This is a genomic window from Moorena sp. SIO3E8 (assembly GCF_010692445.1).
Classification (GTDB): domain Bacteria; phylum Cyanobacteriota; class Cyanobacteriia; order Cyanobacteriales; family Coleofasciculaceae; genus Moorena; species Moorena bouillonii.
Genome location: NZ_JAAHHM010000118.1, coordinates 1 through 19,698 on the forward strand (window position 1 = coordinate 1; position 19,698 = coordinate 19,698).

The window sequence follows — 19,698 nt, forward strand, 5'->3', positions numbered from 1 at the left end:
CATCAACGATGTCAATCTTTCAAGCTCACTAAGAAATTATTTGAATTATTTATTGAATATCGATTATTTACTATGCCTAATTTAGGCACTTATGAGGCTTTCTCTATTATCATTTAGGAGTAGTATAGCTACATAAGCTATAGCAGCCGATGTATAGTTTACTATGGAAATGTAACTTATCCAGAAAATTTATACTAAAGCTATAGCCAGCTGATCTGCTGGTTGACTGACAAAAGTTTACGAGCGAAGCCGTGAAACTCTCTATAGACAAGGGTTATAGGGCTTACAGGAAATGCACTTATGGATTGATCGTTTTGGGCTTCAGATTTTAAGCTTGATCATTTGCCTTCAAGCCTTGCCACTAAAGGGCTTCGCCGGGTTCGCTCGGAGAGTGCGGAAACCCTTATTGAGCAGTCGATCTGAAATGTTTTGTCAGTCAACCAGGCTGATCTGTTATAGCTTGCTCTGATAGTATAGGGATGCGTTTAGAAATTGTGAGAATTTTTGATCCAAAATTGCCTGCTCTCCACTCCCTGCTCCCTGTTGTGTTGTTAATCTGACTCCCCGCGCCCGGACCCCACACTCCTTACTCTACCGATGCTCCCAGGCTCGCATTTTACCGGGATTCATCAATCCATAGGGATCAACTATTTCCTTAAACCGCAACTGTTCCATATCAACGGTTTTCATACCCCCATCTTCTAGGATGTAGGTGTGGGGATTAGCAATCATAGCGCCATAGTCTTCGTGATAGCGAATAATCTCATTCAAACGGTCTTCGGAACTATACCGAAGGATTTGTAGTCCCACTGGTATCAGTTGTCCTGCCACTCGCATAAATTCTAAATGCATGATCACTTCATCCCCAAAGTGCTCATACATATGCTCCACCTGTTCCAGATTCATAAATGAGGTTTGTAAATAGGTGAGGCTGGGATCAACACTACGGGCGTGTAAGGTGGTATGGTTCCAGGTGAACTCTGCTAGGCTGATTCCTTTACTGGCTTCTAGGGCAGTCTTCTGGTAAGTGACCTCTCCACCATACTCCCGAACTAAATCCTGGAATGGCTCTAGGGAAGATTCCGCTATCATCAGCAAGGCACAGTGCTTAGCTTCGGGAAGGTAGTTGCGGAGAGCGGCAAAGTAGGATGGAATTGGCCAAGCGTGAATGCTAATCAGTTTCTTAATCAAGCCATCAGCATCACCTAAGGCTTGACCAAATCTCGCAGCAGTCATAAAGTCATCAAAGACTACTATCACTTCAGCCCAAGGATAGACTGGTCCTAAGGGTATTTCTAATTCGGTGATAATGCCATTGGTTCCATAGGCGTGATTCACCTTCTGCACCTGATCTGACCGCAATTCGATTACACGGGGCTGGTCTTCGAGAGTGACCACTTGGACAGCATGAAGATTTCCGCGATCGCGTAATACTCCATAAGTAATGGAACCAATGCCGCCACTGCCGCCACCAATAAACCCACCAATCGTAGCAGTGCGATAGGTAGAGGGAGCCATGCGCAATTCCCAGCCAATTTTATGAGCTTCTTTGTCAAAGGCGGCTAGCTTGACCCCTGGCTGAACAGAAGCTAAACCCGGTTTTATCCAGTTAATCTGATTCATGCGAGTAGTATCGAGAATCAGACCACCGTTGAGGGGGATACACTGACCATAATTACCAGTGCCTGAGCCTCTTACGGTTAGGGGAGCTTTGTACTTAACGCAAACCCTAGCTATTTCCAGGACTTCCGCCACCGTAGTGGGACGAACTACGATATTCCCCCGTTTATCTTTAAGCTGGGATTCTAGTACGGGACTGAAGTGGTAGTAGTCTAGGGATAATTTAGCAACTTGGGTCGGGTCATCAATAATTTCTATTCCGGTAAGTTCCGAGGCTAGGGAATTCCAGTCAATAGCTTGGGGGGTTGTCATCAGAGGTATGGCAAGTGTGGTAGAGATAGTAAAGTGTGGTAAATTATGAGAAAATAGTACTCGTTAAGAACAAACAGGTTCCTGTTTTTGATACATAAGTACTAGTATATTAGCAACAAGTACTAGTTAATGATAAACGAGTACTGGTATATGAGAAACAAGTACTAGTTAGGGAGAAACTAGTACTTGTTAACGAGAAACGGGTAGCCGTTTGTTATACACCAGTACTGGTTAACGAGAAACAAGTACTAGTATGTGAGAAACAAGTACTTGTTTGTTATACACCAGTACTTGTTTGTTATACACCAGTACTAGTTAACGAGAAACAAGTACTAGTATGTGAGAAACAAGTACTAGTTAGCGGTAAATGCGTACTCCTGTGGTAGAAATTATTATCTCGTCTGTTTAGTACAATTCGCATAAAAGTACCACGACCTAAGGATATATAGTAAGAAACTACCAAGTGGCTGATTTTTCGATGGGTACTTACTCTACTATTCCTGTATTCTGTCTCAAGCTAGCTAGTGCTACCTTACTGTGCCTGTTCTCACCAATCCTAGCTTCAGAAAATCTGGGAGTTGCTCCAGCGGTGGCACAAACGACTCCAGACCAAGCCACTCAAGCTGAGCAGTTATTCGATAGGGCAACGGCAGAGTTTGTTAAAGGTCAGTTGCCTCAAGCCAAGGATAGTTATCAACAAGTATTGACGATTTATCGGGAATTGGGAAACTCTACAGGTGTTGCTAAAGCTCTTAATGGCCTAGGACAGGTTTACAATCTATTATCTCAAGAAACCAAAGCTCTGGAAGTATTGCAGCAAGCTTTGAAAATCCGACAAGGTAATGGAGACCGTAAGGGGGAAGGGGAAACCCTGACCCATATCGGAACAGTTTATTCAAGTCAGGAAGACTATCCTAAAGCTCTGGAGTTGTTGGAGCAAGCCCTAACTATTAACCAAGAAGTAGGTAATCAGCTTGGGATTGGTTATGCACTGGTTAATCTTGGCTCAGTTTACTCCTCCCAAGGAGAGTATGACAAAGCCTTAGATAGGTTAGAGCAAGGTCTGAGTATTATCAAAGAGGTAGGTAAGACTGGGAAAAGCGATCGCATTCTAGCACGCTACTATCAAGCCTACGCTCTGAATGTGATCGGCTCAGCTTATATCTGGTCAGGGAAATTGAACCAAGCTGGGGAGTTTCTTGAGCAAGCTCATGGTTTGAGTCGAGAAGAGGGTTATCAATTAAGGGAAGGTGTAGCCCTGACCTTGAAGGGAATACTGTATAACAATCAAGGGGAATTGGATAAAGGGCTGGAAACTCTGGAGCTTGGGTTAGCCATTACTAAACCAACTGGGAGTCGGGGATTAGAACAGAATATTCTGTTTTGGATTGGAGGGATTTACAACCAGAAAGGGGAGTATGTCAAAGCCCTGGAGGTTTACCAGGAATCCTTAGCTATTCATCGCCAACTCGGTAAGCGTAAGCTGGAAGGAGTTGTGCTCAATACTATTGGCTTAGTTTACTATAACCAGCAACAGTATGACCAAGCCCTCAACTATTATCAGCAAGCTTTAGCTATTCACCGGGAAGTTAAGAATCAGGCTGGGGAAAGCACTACTCTTGGTAATATTGCTACACTTTACCAAAAGCAAGAACAGTATGACCAAGCCCTCAACTATTATCAGCAAGCTTTAGCTATTTACCGCGAAGTTAAGAATCAGGCTGGGGAAAGCACTACCCTTGGTAATATTGCTACACTTTACCAAAAGCAAGAACAGTATGACCAAGCCATTGATTATTATCAGCAAGCTTTAGCTATTCACCGCCAACTTAAGAATCAAGTTCAGGAATGGATTACCCTTACTAATCTTGGACAGGTTTACAAAAAACAGGGAAACTATCAGCAAAGCATAAAGTATTACCAACAAGCCTTAGCCATTTCCCAAAAATTTGAAAATCCTACGGGAAAAGGTTCAAATCTTTGGGGGATTGGGCAAGCTTATTATAAATTGGGCAACCATGACCAAGCCATAGACTATCACCAACAAGCCTTAGAGATTTTTCGAAAACTTGAAAATCGCTCCGTTCAAGCAACTATCCTGGGAGGTCTTGGACTAGCTCAAATCAGCCAAGGAAACTATGATCAAGCCCTAGACTCTTATCAGCAACTCCTAGCCATTGCCCGAGAAACCAAAGACTCCTCTCAAGAAATAATCGCTCTCAATTTTATTGGTAAAGTTTACGAATCTCAGGGTAAATATGACCAAGCCCTAGATTCCTACCAGCAAGGTTTGGTTATTGCTAAAGACATTGATGACCAGAAAAATCGTGCAACCCTCCTCAATAATATTGGGGGAGTTTACAGCAATTGGGGAAAGTACAACCAATCCCTAGATTACTACCAGCAATCCTTAACCATTAGCAAAAGGTTAGACGACTCCATAGGAATTGCGACTAAACTCAACAACATTGGCTCGATATATAAAGACCAAGGCAAGTATAGCCAAGCTCTAGACTATTATCAGCAAGCTTTAGCCATTAACCAAGAGTTGGGCGATCGCGGTCGTGATAATGTTGCTACTAATTTCAATAATATTGGGGAAGTTTACCATAGTCAGGGTGAGTATGACCGAGCCAATGAATACTACCAGCAAGCTTTAGCTATTTTTAAAGAAATTGGCGAGCGCTCCAGTGAAGCCAATACCCTTAATAATATTGGCTCAGTTTACGATGCTCGGGGTGAGTATGACCGAGCATTAGAATACTACCAGCAATCTCTAGCTATTTCTCAAGAAATTGGCCAGCGCTCAAGGGAAAGTACTACCCTCAATAATATTGGGTTTATTTACTATGCTCGGGGTGAGTATGTTCAAGCCAAAGAATACTACCAGCAATCTCTAGCTATTTCTCAAGACCTAGGTGATCGTTCCAATGAAGCCAATACCCTTAATAATATTGGAGAAGTTTACAGCAGTCAGGGTGAGTATGACCGAGCAAAAGAATACTTCCAGCAAGCTTTAGCTGTTTCTCAAGAAATTGGCCAGCGCTCAAGGGAAAGTACTACCCTCAATAATATTGGGGGAGTTTACAATGCTCGGGGTGAGTATGAGCAAGCAAAAGAATACTACCAACAAGCTTTAGCTATTTTTCAAGATTTAGGCGAGCGTTCCCAGGAAGCTGTTACCCTCAATAATATTGGGTTTATTTACTATGCTTGGGGTAAGTATGCTCAAGCAAAAGAATACTACGAGCAATCTCTAGCTATTTCTCAAGACCTAGGCGTACCCTCCCAGGAAGCTAGTACCCTCAGTAATATTGGGTCAGTTTACAGCAGTCAGGGTGAGTATGACCGAGCATTAGAATACCACCAGCAATCTCTAGCTATTTCTCAAGAAATAGGCGATCGCTTAGGGGAAGCTACTACCCTCAATAATATTGGTTCAGTTTACAATAGTCAGGGTGAGTATGCTCAAGCATTAGAATACTTCCAGCAATCTCTAACTATTGTTCAAGACATTGGACACCGTTCAGGGGAAGCTATTACTTTGGGCAGCATCGGAAGCGTTTACAGTAGCTGGGGAGACTATGCCAAATCCTTAAACTATCATCAGCAATCTCTAAAAATTAGTCAAGACATTGGTAACAAGGGAGGAGTTGGTGAGACTCTCCACAATATCGGAACAATTTATAGTAACCAAGGGGAGTATGACCGAGGTTTAGAATACTTACAGCAATCTCTAGCTATTTTTCAAGACATTGGCCACCGTTTAGGGGAAGCTCATACCCTGAGCAACATCGGAATAGTTTACAGTCACTGGGGAAAGTATCCCAAAGCCCTAGAGTATCATCAAAAAGCCCTAGCCATTCGTCAAGACATTGGTGACCAGGCTGGTATTGGCAGCACCTATAACTCTATAGGGGGAAATTATCTGGATTTGGGAGATTATCCCCAAGCCTTGGACTACTTCAACCAAGCTAATCCAATTTTTAAGAAAATTGGGGCTAAAGAAGGGATGGCGGAAACCCTAACTAACTTCGGAGAAGTTTACCAAAAACAAAAACAATATCCGAAGTCTCTCCAATTCTATCAGCAATCCTTGGCTATTTCTCAACAGATTGGTAATCGCCTGGATGAAGCTATAGCCCTGAATCTGCTCGGAAGAGTTTATGAAGAACTGGGAGAGTATACTAAAGCCAATGACTATCATCAACAAGCCTTAGAAATTAATCAAACAATTGGTTTCAAAGCTGGGATTAGCTCTACCTTGTACCATATGGGAATAGTTTACACTAACCTAGGAAACTATCCCGAGGCTTTAGCAGCTTATCAACAAGCCTTAGCCCTTTCCAGAACTCTTGGCACTCGCTTAACGGAAGGGAAAATTCTGGCTGGTATCGGTAAGTTATATGATACCCAAAACCAATCGGAATTAGCGATTACCTTCTTTAAAGAATCGGTTAATGTCCGAGAAGGAATCCGCAAAGACTTAAAAGTTCTTCCGGTTGAACAACAACAATCCTTTACGGATACTGTTGCCGAAGACTATCGCCGCTTGGCTGATTTATTGACCCAACAAAATCGCAACCTAGAAGCCCTACGGGTGCTGGATTTACTGAAAGTGCAGGAGTTGCAGGATTACCTCAGTAATGTGCGAGGGGATGATAACACCGTTGATGGCATTACAGAACTGACTGAAGAACAGGAAATCATTAAAGGTACCCAACCGATTATCGACCAAGCCATTGCCCTGGGTCAAGAACTCAGTGAACTGGAAACTATTCCTAACTATAAGCGCACCCAGACCCAGCAACAGCGAATCATTCAACTTAGGAAAAATCAAGCCCAGCTCACCAAAGACTTTCAAAATTTCCTGAAGAGTCCAGAGGTAGAAGCTCGCTTGGCAAAATTGAGGGAAACTACAGAAGGACAGAACTTAGACTTAAAGAATTACGATCGACGATTACAAGAGCAACTCCAGCAATTGGAACAGGATGCAGTTATTCTCTATCCCCTAGTATTAGATGACCGTTTGGAATTAGTCCTAGTCACTCCTTATGCTCCCCCGATTCGCCGCACTGTTAAAGTGAAACGGGAAGAGCTCGAAACAGGGATTAAAAAGTTCGGCGAGATGCTCGTAACTCCGATCCGTAATGCCAAACCTCCCGCCGAGCAACTATACCAGTGGCTAATTAAACCCATTGAAGCGGACTTAGCCAAGGCCAATGCCAAAACTATTATTTATGCTCCTGATGGGAAATTGCGCTATATTCCCCTAGGGGCACTTTATGATGGTGAGCAATGGCTAATTGAGCGGTTGAGAGTTAATCAGATTACTGCTCTGAGCCTAACATCCTTAGACAATAAACCGACACCAGAGTTACAAGTGTTTGCCGCAGCGGTCACCAAAGAGCATACTATTCCGGTAGGGGATACACAGTATAACTTTGCTCCGTTAAAGTTTACCCAACCGGAAGTTGAGCGTCTGGCACAAACTCTTCCGAACACTAAGACATTGATCGATAAAGAGTTTCACGGGGATACCATTTATCAGATGAATGACTATTCCGTTGTGCATCTAGCCACCCACGCTGTGTTCAAGGAAACGAAACAGGATTCAATTATTCTGTTTGGTGATGGCAGTCACGTTACCTTGAGTGAGGTAGAAGAAAAATGGGATTTGTCTAATGTAGATTTAGTGGTGCTCAGTGCCTGTCAAACCGGCTTAGGGGGAGAATTGGGGGATGGCAAAGAAATCCTCGGTTTTGGTTATCTGATGCAAAATGCTGGTGCTGATGCTGCGATCGCATCCCTGTGGACAGTGGATGACCAGGGTACCCAAGCCTTGATGACTAAATTTTATCAGGTCTTGAAACAGGGGAATGTTACTAAAGCGGAAGCCCTCCGACAAGCTCAAATTGCTTTAATTAAAAACCAGGGAGGGCGTGGTCTGCTGGCACATCCCTTTTATTGGGCACCATTTATTTTAATTGGCAATGGATTATAGGGAATAGTAACAACAAGGCTTTTAAGACCCGGTGGGTGGAACGGGCATCTTGCCCGTTACAATCGGACAGACTGTCCCACCCTACGCCATATTTACTAAGCAGATTTTTTAACAGACAACAATAAACCGTGTCCTGAAGCTTCTCCTAAATACCACAGTAATTTAAGGGTGCTCAAATCGAAGTATTTAGCTAAGTGAGACGTCACTTCCAGATACAAAGGAAACTGGTCATTGAAAACGCGATAGAAGAAAATAAATTCTCCTGATGGTGCTAATACTTTGCCAACGTCACTAATAGCTCTGAATACCAGATCGTCATTCCTTAAAATTCCCATTTCGTAAGATTCAGGATCGATAGGGCGCTCGATTGAACGACTGGGAAAAGGCATAAATATAGTATCGTAGGTTTCTTCCGCTTCTCCTGCACATAAATCCTGCACCTTAACCTGATCTTGACTTCGCATCAGTGGATGATTGTTAATTTCCCCGATGTTGGGATGAAGATCAGAAAATAAGACCTTTTGACTCTGTTTCAAAATACAGCAAAAGCCAATCACTCCCGAACCGCATCCGAGGTCTAGCACCCGCTTTCCTTGGACGTCAACAATACCACTCAAAACACCACTCATGAACGCTTGAGCCGCAATTCCACCGTAGGGATTAAACACGCCTTTGGGAACGACAACATCAAAAACGGGTTCATTTTGGTAGAGGATCGTAATTTCTCGGTTTTTTGAGGAAAGTTCCTGATGAAAATTCAGATAATCTTTGCGATTATACTGTAAACTATCTCCGTCTTTGAGAATAATTACAACGTCTTCTTGCTTAATCATTTTGAAAATCTTTAGCTCAATGGAATAGAATCAATAATTAGGTTTGTTTAGCCATAGGCTAAAAGCAAACTACCAGATTAACTCTACACCTTTTTGCAACCATATAAGCACCAGCCAATTTCTCCAGCAACTACCGCGTCACCAGTTTTTTGATAAGCTAGACACCTTTCTGGGTCTGAATCATTAACTCGCTTGGCTTGAATATCATAGGTTTTTTTCATATGCCAACTCAAGTCCTGAGCTTGGAAAATTTCAAACCCAATTTGAATCAAAGCAGTTTCGTAATTTTGGGGACTAAATAAATCTGTCACATGAAGTCGTTGATAGACGTATTTTGATGCATCTTCACTGATTTCAGAAACGTTAACGACTAAGTCGCCAAACACAAAAATACCACCAGGCTTGAGAACGCGATAAATTTCTTGTAAAGCGGTTTCCCGTTCACTGATGTGTAAGAGAGTTCCTTGACTCCAAACATGACTAAAAGATTCATCCTCAAAGGGTAGATTAGTTGCTGAGCCTTGTTTAAACTGAAGGCGTAAACTGGGAAAATCTTGGGCTTTGATCTCAGCAGTCTGGATATGAGTGTTACTAATGTCAAGTCCGACCACTGCACAGCTAGTTTCTTGAGCAATATAAATTGCTGTATTGCCATTACCGCAGCCAACATCAAGAGTACGACCCTTTGCATCAATATTACTTTGACTAAGCATATATTGATTTAAGCGATCGCATGCTGCCATCAATACCTGTTCATTGTTAGGAGCATTTAAGTCTTCAAAATATCCCCAGTGTTTACTACCATCAGGATTCCAGGGAATTTGATATTGACTTTCTACTGTATCATAATAAACTTCTACCTCTGCCTCTGTAAACGTCTGCTTCATTGTTATATATCCAATCCCATCTTAAATTCTTCTGATTATCATAACTTGATTCGCCCCTACTTGAAACTCAAACTCTGAGGTTTTCACTTCCACTGTTAAGCCTTGTTGCTGTAAGGAGGAAATAATCTCCTCAAAATAAGCAAAAGGCTTACTTCTGTCTTGCTCGTTAGCCCGTAAGGGAAACACTCGAACGTCACGAGCAACACGAGCTAGTTCTAGCAGTGAATCAATGGTAAAGGTTTTGGGGAAGTGAGCTTGGAAACTAAATAGTAAATGCCCACTCGTTGCCAGATCAAAAGTATTATCTTCAAAAGGCAGATGGGGAAGGGAGGCAGTGATATATTTCTCTTGGGATTGCCAATAGTTTCGATAGTCTTCAATAAAGGAATCTAAAATCTCGACTTGCCTGTTTCTGAGGTCTTCAAGGCTCTGGTAATAATCCCACTTTCTCTGCTGGCTAGTTTGGGAAATTTTGGCAACTACGTAATCAATATCCCGGCTAGCAATTTCTAAGAGCCTATCAGGATCGTTAACATACTGAGGATCGACAGCGCAAACCTCAATCCCTAATGCTCTTGCTTCTCGACCAAAAGAAGCTGGACCACCAGGACAATCTAGGATTGATTTACCAACCCAGTCTGAGAAGTCCAAGAGGAACATTTTGCTATACTCTGCCAAGGAGCGTCCATAGAAGGTAACTCGCTCTAAATTAAAGGACTGGCTCATAACTGGTTTGTTGCATACTATTACAGTTGTTTGGTAGTTTTTTTAAATTGCTATAAGTACCAACACTAAAACCAAGTGTGATCAGACTTGTGTGATCACACTTCTTGGAAAAGGCTTCCAGATAGAGGAAGCCTTTTGCCAGGTCGCTATACTGTCACCGCCACTTTTTCTTCATTCATAGTTTCTGTCGGTAACTTTCTGAACCGTTGAGGTGATTGTAGGTTTTTCGAGTCACCAACTTGAGCCAGGCGGAATTGCCAATCAGACACTTGCTCGTAGCTCAGGTGTTTAGTGTCAATACTTGCTGTCCAGAATCCTGCAAAAATAGCGGGATCATCAAACCTCAGCAGACCTGATTTCCGAATTGCTTCACCTTGTGGGGTTCCTAAGATGGGAGAAATTACGAAAGGAGTGGTTTGAAAAATGATCGATGGGTTAATTGCTTTCGCTTCATTATACACTTCCCACAACGCTTCTTCGAGTTGACGCAAACTATAATCATCATCATCGGGAAGACCGATAATGACACCATAGCTAATCATGGGAATGCCAGCTTGGACAATGGTTCGTAAAATTCGTTTATGTTGTTGCCAGGGAACCAACTTGGCATAGGATTCCCTGCCAAAAATGGGTCGTTCAGCAGGAATATAAGCAGCAAGGGTTCCTGTTGTTCCATTCCAATGATAGAGAGCGTTGATCACTTCTTCATCAGGGGTTAGGTCTTCCTTTTTTCCTCTGTTTCCCCGTCCGAGAGTCATTTTCCTCAGTTCCAAACCATTGGGCCAAAGAACGGTTAAATCCATTTCCCGCAACCCGTTCATAATTTCGAGTACTTCTTCTCGACCACCGGGAAAAATGACACGACCTAAAAATTGATCGGAAACACTAACTACCGATTTTGCTCCTGCTTGGCGCTGTATATCCAGCCATTCCAGAACCCGTTGAGGAGACATTCTGCGATACCCTGTACCGTAGGTAGGAGTTTGGCAAAAGTCACAGTGGCGATCGCAACCCATATCTGGGAAGATCGAACCAATGGGTAACAAATGCTCTGGGAATGGGTCCATCCAATATTGGTTGCCCAAGCATTGTTTAGCCACATCCAAAGATGGTAAGGGCCACTCTTCGGGATGCAATGGTTTTTTACTCTTGCGATACTGAGTGCGATCAGCTAAGGTTACACCAGTTAGTTCCTCTTTCGAACCTTTTCCTAACAGATAATTAAACAGTGGCCAATTGGCAGCTCCCGATTTATCTTGAACCACAACAGCAGCACCGTTACGCAGATAAAATTCTGGGTCAGCAATTGGGTCAGAGCCACCGACAACCACAGGTCTCCCTTTACTTGCCAGGTGCTTCAAGAGTATTACGGCAATTTCACGGTATAATGTAAAGTTTATGGTAATACACCACACTGCACAACTCGCCGGATCCACCGTCTTGATATCAATACCGACGTAGTTCTTAGTCAGTTCGATGCCTCTCCAAGTAATTCGACCGTAATTTTCTTCGTAATCCCCATCTCTGAGATTAATAAATTTAGCCTCAAAGCCTCCTGCCTCAAGACTTGATAGCAAGATTTGCTTACTAACAATTGGTTCATACTTCCGCAAGGAATAAAAATCGTTGCCATCTGGATCAGATAGCTTTAATTGGGGCAATTCAACTAATCCGATAGTCGAGTTTTTATCTTGTGCAATTGTCATTGTAGTTTTCCAATCAATGGTGTTTTTGATGCCCTAGGATTTCTCTACTAAGCCCGGAACAAACTTCTTGTTACTCTTCCGATGGCAGTTTAAAAAAATCATCCAGGGCAAGGGCAAAATCTGATCAAACGATATTAGTAAAGGCTTCCTAATCTGGAAGCTTTTTTCGGCGATTCCTATACTGACACCGCCGTTTTTTCAGGATTATTTGCTTCATCGGGCAAGGTTCTGAACCGTTGAGGAACTTGCAGGTTTTTCGAGTCACCAACGCTAGCTAGGCGGAACTGCCAATCAGAGACTTGCTCGTAGGTGAGATGTTTGGTGTCACTACTCGCCGTCCATAATCCCCCCCAAATAGTAGGGTCATCAAACCGAATCAGACCGGATTTGCGTATAATTTCGCTCTGTGGCGTTCCCAATATGGGAGAAATAGCAAAAGGACTGACTTGAAATATAATTGAGGGGTTAACCTCTTTCACTTCATAATAAATTTCCCAGAGTGCTTCCTCTAGTTGGGAGAAACTATAATCGTCATCATCAGCCAAGCCAATAATCACACCATAGCTCACCATAGGAACACCGGTTTGTACAACTCTTCGCACAATTCGTTTGTGTTGCTGCCAGGGAAGTAACTTAGCATAAGATTCTCGTCCAAAAATAGGTCGTTCGGCAGGAAGATAACCTGCAAGGGTTCCCCTTCGCCCATCCCAATGAAAGAGAGCATCGATCAGTTCTTCATCGGGAGTCAAATCTGTGCTGTCATAGTTGCGTCCGCGTCCGAGGGTCATCTTTCTCAGTTCTAGACCATTCGGCCAAAGAATTGCTAAATCTCGTTCTCGCACTCCCTTCATGATTTCTAGAACTTCTTGTCGCCCATCGGGGAAAATCACCCGCCCTAGGAATTGATCGGAGAGGCTAACCACTGATTTTGCCCCTGCTTCACACAGTACATCTAACCATTCCATTACTCGCTTTGGGGACATGCGGCGATATCCTGTACCGTAAGTAGGGGTTTGGCAAAAGTCACAATGGCGATCACATCCCATATCTGGGAAGATCGCACCAATAGGGATGAATTCTTCAGGAAATGGATCCATCCAATATTGTTTTCCTAGGCATTGTTTAGCAAGTTCTACTGATGGTAAGGGCCACTCTTCGGGATGGAGTGGAGTTTTTTGTTTAGTATATTGATTCCCGTCAGGGAAAACAACACCAGTTAGAGCTTCTTTAGAGCCTTTTCCTAACAGATAATTAAATAGCGGCCAGTTAGCAGCGCCAGATTTGTCGAGAACAACTACTGCCGCTCCGTTGCGAAGATAAGCTTGAGGCTCGGCAAAGGGATCGGAACCACCAACAACTACTGGTTTGCCTTTGCTAGCCAGGTGCTTCAACAGCATCATTGCTATTTCACGATACAATGTGAAGTTAACTGTAATGCACCAAATTTCACAGCTTTCGGGATCGATGCTCTCGATCTGAACGCCGATATAGTTTTTAGTTAGTTCAATGCCTCTCCAAATTTTTTTTCCGTAATTTTCTGTGTAATCCCCATCTCGAAGATTAATAAATTTAGTTTGAAATCCTCCTGCTTGGAGATGCGATATTAAAACTTGCTTGCTAATAATTGGTTCATACTTCCGCAGAGAATAATAGTCGTTGCCATCTGGATCAGATAGCTTTAACTGGGGCAATTCAACTAGTCCAATGCATCCTGATGTTTTATCAGACATTCCAGCAGTCTCCTAAACGCAAAAGCTTATTAATTTTTTTGGTTTCTTTCTAGAGAGGGAGTGCTTAGGAGCTAAACTTTCCCATAAACACTTGCCCTAAATTTGGGGACTTCATGGCCAACAAAACCCATTACGGTCTGTATTTTGACATTACAGGCCGCTATAATAAGAATATAAGCTACAAGTTACAGATATCCCAGAAATTTGTCAATAGTCACTGGAACTCAGACAATTATCTGAGTACACGGAGCGCTAGTTGATGATAGAGTCCCTTAGAAACGTAACACACTTCACAGGTTGCCCATGAACTAAGCCTCCACTGTCAGCAGGGATAAGTATATGGACAAAAATAACCATAATTTATTAATTTTTGTAAAGTTCCCAAAATTCTCTCTACTTCCTCCTCCGTTCCCGTAGCGTGGCCGACAGCCTCAGTGCCTGCTCGCTATTTCAACAGTTACTTTTACTTGTGGCCGATTACTTAATTTCTAGCTCAAATTTTGGATCGAACCTAGCTAACCTTACTGGTTCACCCACAGAGTCCCAAGGGGGTGCATGTCAATTTTGTTAACCCCTGGTTCAGATCCCCCGTTTCCCTTAATAAGGGGGACTTTTCAATCTAATTCCCCCCTTTTTTAAGGGGGGTTAGGGGGGATCTATGTACCTAATTACAAAGTTGACATGCTCCCGTCCCAAGGACTTTGTGGGTGCGATCGCTTAAAGCCTCTAGCTAAGTTGTGTTAATCGCCTTACACCATCTTCCGGGTCAAAATTTCTTCTAGCTCGCTTTCATAGAAAAATTTCGATTCACCGAAAGCAGGCTTCAAATCTCCTAACCAGGTTGCCTCAGGATCAAAACTGGCAAAGAAAGGTCGATTGCACCACTGAGGGTTACGAGCTTGTAAAAAAGACAAAACAAACACTTTCTCCCCTTGAATTTCGCTAATACCTTCAATTTTGACTTTTCCTGGTAAGGCAGACATTACCGGACCACGAGCAGTTCGCCCTAATCCCGATACTTGTTGTATGGCTTGACGATAAATTTCCCAAACCTTAACTAAAGGAATTTCAAAATAGTCTTTAGCTCCTGTTTGTCGTTCGACAAACATATAGTAGGGAATACAGCCTAAGCGTACCTGCATTTGCCACATTTTCCCCCAGGTATGGGCTCTATCATTGATGTGGCGAACAACAGGAGCTTGGGTCCGAATTTCCCCTCCCGTTGTGCGAATACGTTGGATTGCTTTTTGAGCGATTTGTGTATCTAGTTCTCGCCAGTGTTCGTAGTGAGCCATGATTGCTAGATGCTTACCCTGTTGCACTACTTTTTCAAATAAACGCAACAAATCATCAGCATCTTCATCGGTGACATATCGGTAGGGCCAATAAGAAAGTGATTTGGTTCCAATGCGAATAGTTTGAATGTGGTCAAATTCCCCTTCTAATAAAGGTTCGATATATAAAGCCAGCTGTCGTGCTTTCATGGTCATCGGATCACCACCAGTAAGCAATACATCAGTGACTTCCTTGTGTTCTCGTAGATAATCTTGAAAATGACCCGATTCGCGAGTCGCAAATTTAAGATCATCTAATCCGACAAATTGTGGCCAACGGAAACAGAATGTACAGTAGGCATGGCAGTGTTGACCTGCTGTGGGAAAAATCAAAACTGTTTGTTGATATTTGTGTTGTACTCCCTGTAAAGGTTCACCTTCAAACGACGGGACGTTGTATTGCTTTTGTCCTGCGGGATGGGGATTAAGTCGAAGACGAATTTCATTGGCAGTTTGTCGCAGTAGTTTTTCTGGAGCATTGTCTTTTAGGAGTTGAACCATGGTATTCAAATCCCTTGACGATAACATTTCTGGCTGGGGAAATGTTAAGCGAAAAATTGGATCATCAGGTATGTTTTTCCAATCAATAAGTTCTTCAACAATGTAGTTATTTGCTCGAAAAGGTAGCACTTTAGCAACAGCTTGCATTGCTAAGCGGGTTTCAGATGATATACAGGCTAACTGGGACAGTGACTTAAGATCTTTGACTGAGTAAAATTGGATTTTTTGAGATTTAGTTTTCATCGCTTTCATCGCCGAATAGGAATGGAGATTATTTGTTTATTCACCTCAGGTCTGTCAGGATAAAGAGGTTAAACTCCATAGATGTCCCAATCATTTTTACTTGTGTAGTGCGGTAATTATTTCCCATTCTACCTTACCTGATACGTAAGCAGTGCCTGAGGGGGTATTGAAAAAAACTAGGTTTTCAGTAGCCCATGACTTTCATGGGCAAAGAGCCACCTCAAAAACTTGATATCGAAAAGCTCAACAAGTTGTCATCAGTAAAACTGGTGCTTATCATCTTGATCTCGTAACAACATAAACTCATTTCTCAACTGAAAGTAGAGATCGAACGGCTCAAACTGCGCAGAGATAGTCATAGTTAAACCTCATTGAAACTGGGTTCAAGTGACCTGATCAAGAAACCTGACTACAATAAACCAGTTAGCGAAGAAGAGCAAGGCTCCAAAAAACACCAACCAGGAGGGAATAGAGGACATTCACAAAAAAATCACAAAGGGTTTTCAAGGATCAATCTTATTGAAATCTTGCCCCCTTAACCCTGGATATTCTGTGGTTACAGAGAATGAGTCAGTGAGGCAGTGCAAGTGGAAAGCTAGCAGATAGCTATCCTAGTATATACACCAATAGGAATAGTAGAGTATGATCCTTCGCACTGTCAATGTCGGGTTGCTGAATCCTATCCTTTAATCGGATCTGTTGCCAGAAAATTCAGCAGAATTTAAAGTAGGTTAAAACCATAGCTATAGCGGTTTTAATCCTAATGAGGTACACAAATTGTTTACCTCTTCCATCTTCTGAATTCAGTGCTCCGAAGCTCTGTTGGCGTTTGCGCAGCGTGGGCTTGGCCCAAAGCGTGGCCTACGGCCTTAGTCCCTGCTCTCTAAAACCCAAAAACTTGGATCTTACTAGCTTCAAAAGCGAACAACCTGCTAACCTGCTATCCTAGAAGACAGAGCTGATCGGAGGTGAAGCGATGCCGTCAATCTTTCCCGGTATGGATCCGTATTTAGAGCATCCAGATTTATGGCCAGAAGTACATCACTGGTTGATTAGTTTCATTGCTGAGTGTTTAATTCCTCAGGTACGTCCGAAGTATAAAGTAGCTATTGAAAAGCGGATTTATCCGGTTAATACAACTAATGAAGATAATGTCTTATTAGTTGGAATTCCTGATGTTACTGTTAAACGTCAACCCAATACTGAAGATTCTCCCACCTCTAACGTTGCTGTTGCTTCACCAACAACAAAACCAGTAACAGTAATCGTTCCTATGCCTGAACAAATCAAGCAAGGGTATTTGGAAGTAAGAGATATGACTACCGGTGCTGTGGTAACCGCTATCGAAGTTTTATCTCCAGTTAATAAGCGTTCTGGTGAAGGGAGAGAAACTTACCTGAAAAAACGCCAACGGGTGTTAGGAAGCTTGACCAATTTAGCTGGGGGGGTGACATGCAAGCTAAAATCCTTACTGGGTAAGATATTCAGCTCATCTGTTACAAAAAGATACATGCTGTTTTGGACCGACCTTGGACGTAGTTATAAGGGTTTGAGCGTCCAGAACATCAAAGAAGGGTCAATTTGGGAGTTTATCTTTCCTGAAATAATTGGCATCAAAGCCTTACCTAGTAAGCTTTTCAGGGCTCATGTCACCCCCTCAGCCAATTTAGTGGAGATTGATTTGCTCAGAGGCTGGAAAACAATGCCACTCTTAGATAAGAGTATTGAGAGCGATTATCGGATTTTAGTGAGTCGAGAGGAGCGTCGCCCACGAGCCGAGTTATATACTTGTGATCTGCCAGAGCAGCTACCAACTTTTTCCCTACCGTTACGTCCAGAAGATTCTGAACCCATAGTATATTTACAAGGTATAATTAATAGTGTTTATGAGCGAGGGGGTTATGATTACCAACTCGATTATGACCAAGAGCCAGTACCAGCTTTCTCAGAAAATAATCGGATATGGGCTAAGGAATTATTGAAAACTGGTATATAGCAGTTTTCAATTGGGTAACGAAAAAAGTCCTGGGTTTTAGGAAACAGGGAACAGGGAACAGGGAACAGGAAAAAATTATGTGTACCTTATTACTATGATAAATGCTATACTTAGCTTTGGCATCAGTACAAAATTAATTAAGATCGGAAGCGATAAAAATTAATTTCATTCCTGAAATAATCAACTATAATTACTAGTCTCGATTCCCGATTCCCGACTCCCGATTCCCGATTCCCGATTCCCGACTCCCGACTCCCGATTCCCGATTCCCGATTCCCGATTCCCGATTCCCTGCCCTATAACTAATCCAACTCAGCATAATCCGGCAACCTAGTATCAATTGGCTTACCCTGGCGCAAGATAATTCGGTCATGCTGGGGACGGGACAAAAGTTCACTGAAATGGCGTCCTTTAAACAAAATCAAATCTGCCGGGAGTCCCACCCCAATCCTACCCATCTCGGGTAAATCCATTAAATCAGCAGCTGTCTTGGTTACGGCACAGGGCCAATCACCGATGGGCATATCTAAATGGGCAATCCGTACCGCTTGGGTAAACACTTCTAATACATCATGATCCCCAAATCCATAAAAGGGGTCTCGACAATTATCACTAGCTAATGTTACCGGAATACCCTGTTGTTTAATTTCATGTAGTCTGGTGACTCCCCGCCAAGATGGTGTAACGTTAGCCTGTCGATCCTGTAGATAAAGATTGCACATGGGTAAGCTAACAATAGCAATTCCTGCTGCTTTGACCAACTTGAGAGTTTCCGCAACCTCCTCTAAGGGTTGCACTGCCAAACTACAACAGTGACCACAAAGAATTTTTCCGGTAAACTGATGACGAATAGCAGCTTTGGCAATCTGTCGTAAGCAATGGGAATCGGGATTACCATTTTCATCAGCATGGAAATCTAGGTTAAGGTTTCTCTCCTTAGCTAGGGAAAAGACAGTATCGAGTTGAGCATCCAGGTCTTGGTTGCTATAGGCTACCCCCCCAAGTATGCCTCCGATTTCAGCAATTGTGTCGGCTAAGGTAATGCCAGCGGGAGTTTGATAGTAATCTAGTGTAACTAGAGACACCGCTTGTAGGGTAACTCTGTCTTGCCATTCCTTCTGGAGGGTTTGGAAAACCCCTAGGCTAATCGCACTTTGTTCTCCAACCCAGTCAATGTGGGTGCGTATAGCTTTAGTGCCATGAGCATAGCTACATTTAAGTCCAAATTCCATGCGCCGATATAAATCTGACCCTTGCCAATAGGTTTGCGCATCAGCATCTCCGGTGATACAGGCACTATTAAAGGTACCATCAGGATTGGGAGACCGTTCCCAAATATGACCTTTATCCAGATGGGTGTGTATATCAAGAAAACAGGGCCATACTTGTCCTTGCCTGAGATTTATACTGGGGATGTGGCTGGGGATGTTACTAGTATCTGTGCTAGCTTCAACACTGTTTGCATTCCCGTAGCGGCCCTTTTCGAGTTTAGCCTTTTGCTGCCCTTTGGGAACAATCGCCTTTGGCACTATCCCAGCAATGGCTCCCTGATTAATTTCAATATCAACTAAGCACAAACCCTGCTCGTTGCGATCGCAAACGTTGCTGTTTTCCAGTAGGCAAAATGGTACGTAGGCATTTGTGAGCCAGTATCGTTCGGCGTTGGGAATCATTCGGGAGTAGGGAGTAGGGAGCAGGGAGTCGGGAGTCGGGAGTCGGGAGTCGGGAGTCGGGAGTCGGGAGTCGGGAGTCGGGAGTCGGGAGTCGGGAGTCGGGAGTCGGGAGTCGGGAGTCGGGAGTGGCCTA

The 19,698-nt window shown here is 43.1% G+C and carries 12 protein-coding genes; 3 read left to right on the plus strand and 9 right to left on the minus strand.

Annotated elements, in window-relative coordinates:
- Positions 1 to 591 precede the first annotated feature (591 nt).
- Positions 592 to 1,932, minus strand: a complete 1,341-nt coding sequence (locus F6K46_RS30640; RefSeq protein ID WP_293064838.1) for an FAD-binding oxidoreductase — start codon at positions 1,930 to 1,932, stop codon at positions 592 to 594.
- A gap of 478 nt (positions 1,933 to 2,410) precedes the next feature.
- Here F6K46_RS30640 and F6K46_RS30645 point away from each other — a divergent pair, with 478 nt between their 5' ends.
- Positions 2,411 to 7,936, plus strand: coding sequence for a tetratricopeptide repeat protein (locus F6K46_RS30645; RefSeq protein ID WP_293117682.1), 5,526 nt, complete (start codon positions 2,411 to 2,413; stop codon positions 7,934 to 7,936).
- A 95-nt stretch (positions 7,937 to 8,031) separates the two neighbouring features.
- Here F6K46_RS30645 and F6K46_RS30650 read toward each other — a convergent pair whose 3' ends face one another.
- From F6K46_RS30650 to F6K46_RS30675, 6 genes are all read right to left on the minus strand, one after another.
- Positions 8,032 to 8,769, minus strand: a complete 738-nt coding sequence (locus tag F6K46_RS30650) for a methyltransferase (RefSeq protein ID WP_293064843.1) — start codon at positions 8,767 to 8,769, stop codon at positions 8,032 to 8,034.
- An 83-nt stretch (positions 8,770 to 8,852) separates the two neighbouring features.
- Positions 8,853 to 9,656: a methyltransferase domain-containing protein gene (locus F6K46_RS30655; protein ID WP_293064846.1), complete on the minus strand. Its 804-nt coding sequence runs from the start codon at positions 9,654 to 9,656 to the stop codon at positions 8,853 to 8,855.
- A 21-nt stretch (positions 9,657 to 9,677) separates the two neighbouring features.
- A complete protein-coding gene (locus F6K46_RS30660; RefSeq protein ID WP_293064849.1) occupies positions 9,678 to 10,382 on the minus strand; it encodes a hypothetical protein in 705 nt (234 codons plus the stop codon).
- 146 nt (positions 10,383 to 10,528) lie between these two features.
- The gene (locus F6K46_RS30665; protein WP_293064852.1) at positions 10,529 to 12,088 is read right to left on the minus strand and encodes a radical SAM protein; all 1,560 of its coding nucleotides are present in this window, start codon (positions 12,086 to 12,088) and stop codon (positions 10,529 to 10,531) included.
- A 176-nt stretch (positions 12,089 to 12,264) separates the two neighbouring features.
- Complete coding sequence (locus tag F6K46_RS30670) at positions 12,265 to 13,818, minus strand: radical SAM protein (RefSeq protein WP_293064855.1); 1,554 nt, start codon at positions 13,816 to 13,818, stop codon at positions 12,265 to 12,267.
- A gap of 749 nt (positions 13,819 to 14,567) precedes the next feature.
- Positions 14,568 to 15,896 carry a KamA family radical SAM protein gene (locus F6K46_RS30675; RefSeq protein WP_229415429.1) on the minus strand — a complete coding sequence of 443 codons (1,329 nt, stop codon included), beginning with the start codon at positions 15,894 to 15,896 and terminating at the stop codon, positions 14,568 to 14,570.
- Between the two features lie 763 nt (positions 15,897 to 16,659).
- Here F6K46_RS30675 and F6K46_RS30680 point away from each other — a divergent pair.
- Positions 16,660 to 16,845 (plus strand): hypothetical protein, encoded by a 186-nt coding sequence (locus F6K46_RS30680; protein WP_293064858.1) that lies wholly within the window; start codon positions 16,660 to 16,662, stop codon positions 16,843 to 16,845.
- Between the two features lie 27 nt (positions 16,846 to 16,872).
- Positions 16,873 to 17,892 carry a DUF4058 family protein gene (locus tag F6K46_RS40375; RefSeq protein ID WP_366510811.1) on the plus strand — a complete coding sequence of 340 codons (1,020 nt, stop codon included), beginning with the start codon at positions 16,873 to 16,875 and terminating at the stop codon, positions 17,890 to 17,892.
- Positions 17,893 to 18,085: 193 nt separating this feature from the next.
- Here F6K46_RS40375 and F6K46_RS30695 read toward each other — a convergent pair whose 3' ends face one another.
- Complete coding sequence (locus F6K46_RS30695; protein WP_293064861.1) at positions 18,086 to 18,211, minus strand: hypothetical protein; 126 nt, start codon at positions 18,209 to 18,211, stop codon at positions 18,086 to 18,088.
- Positions 18,195 to 19,565 carry a cytosine deaminase gene (locus F6K46_RS30700; protein WP_293064866.1) on the minus strand — a complete coding sequence of 457 codons (1,371 nt, stop codon included), beginning with the start codon at positions 19,563 to 19,565 and terminating at the stop codon, positions 18,195 to 18,197. Before F6K46_RS30700 ends, F6K46_RS30695 begins: the two co-directional genes overlap by 17 nt.
- Between the last annotated feature and the right edge of the window lie 133 nt (positions 19,566 to 19,698).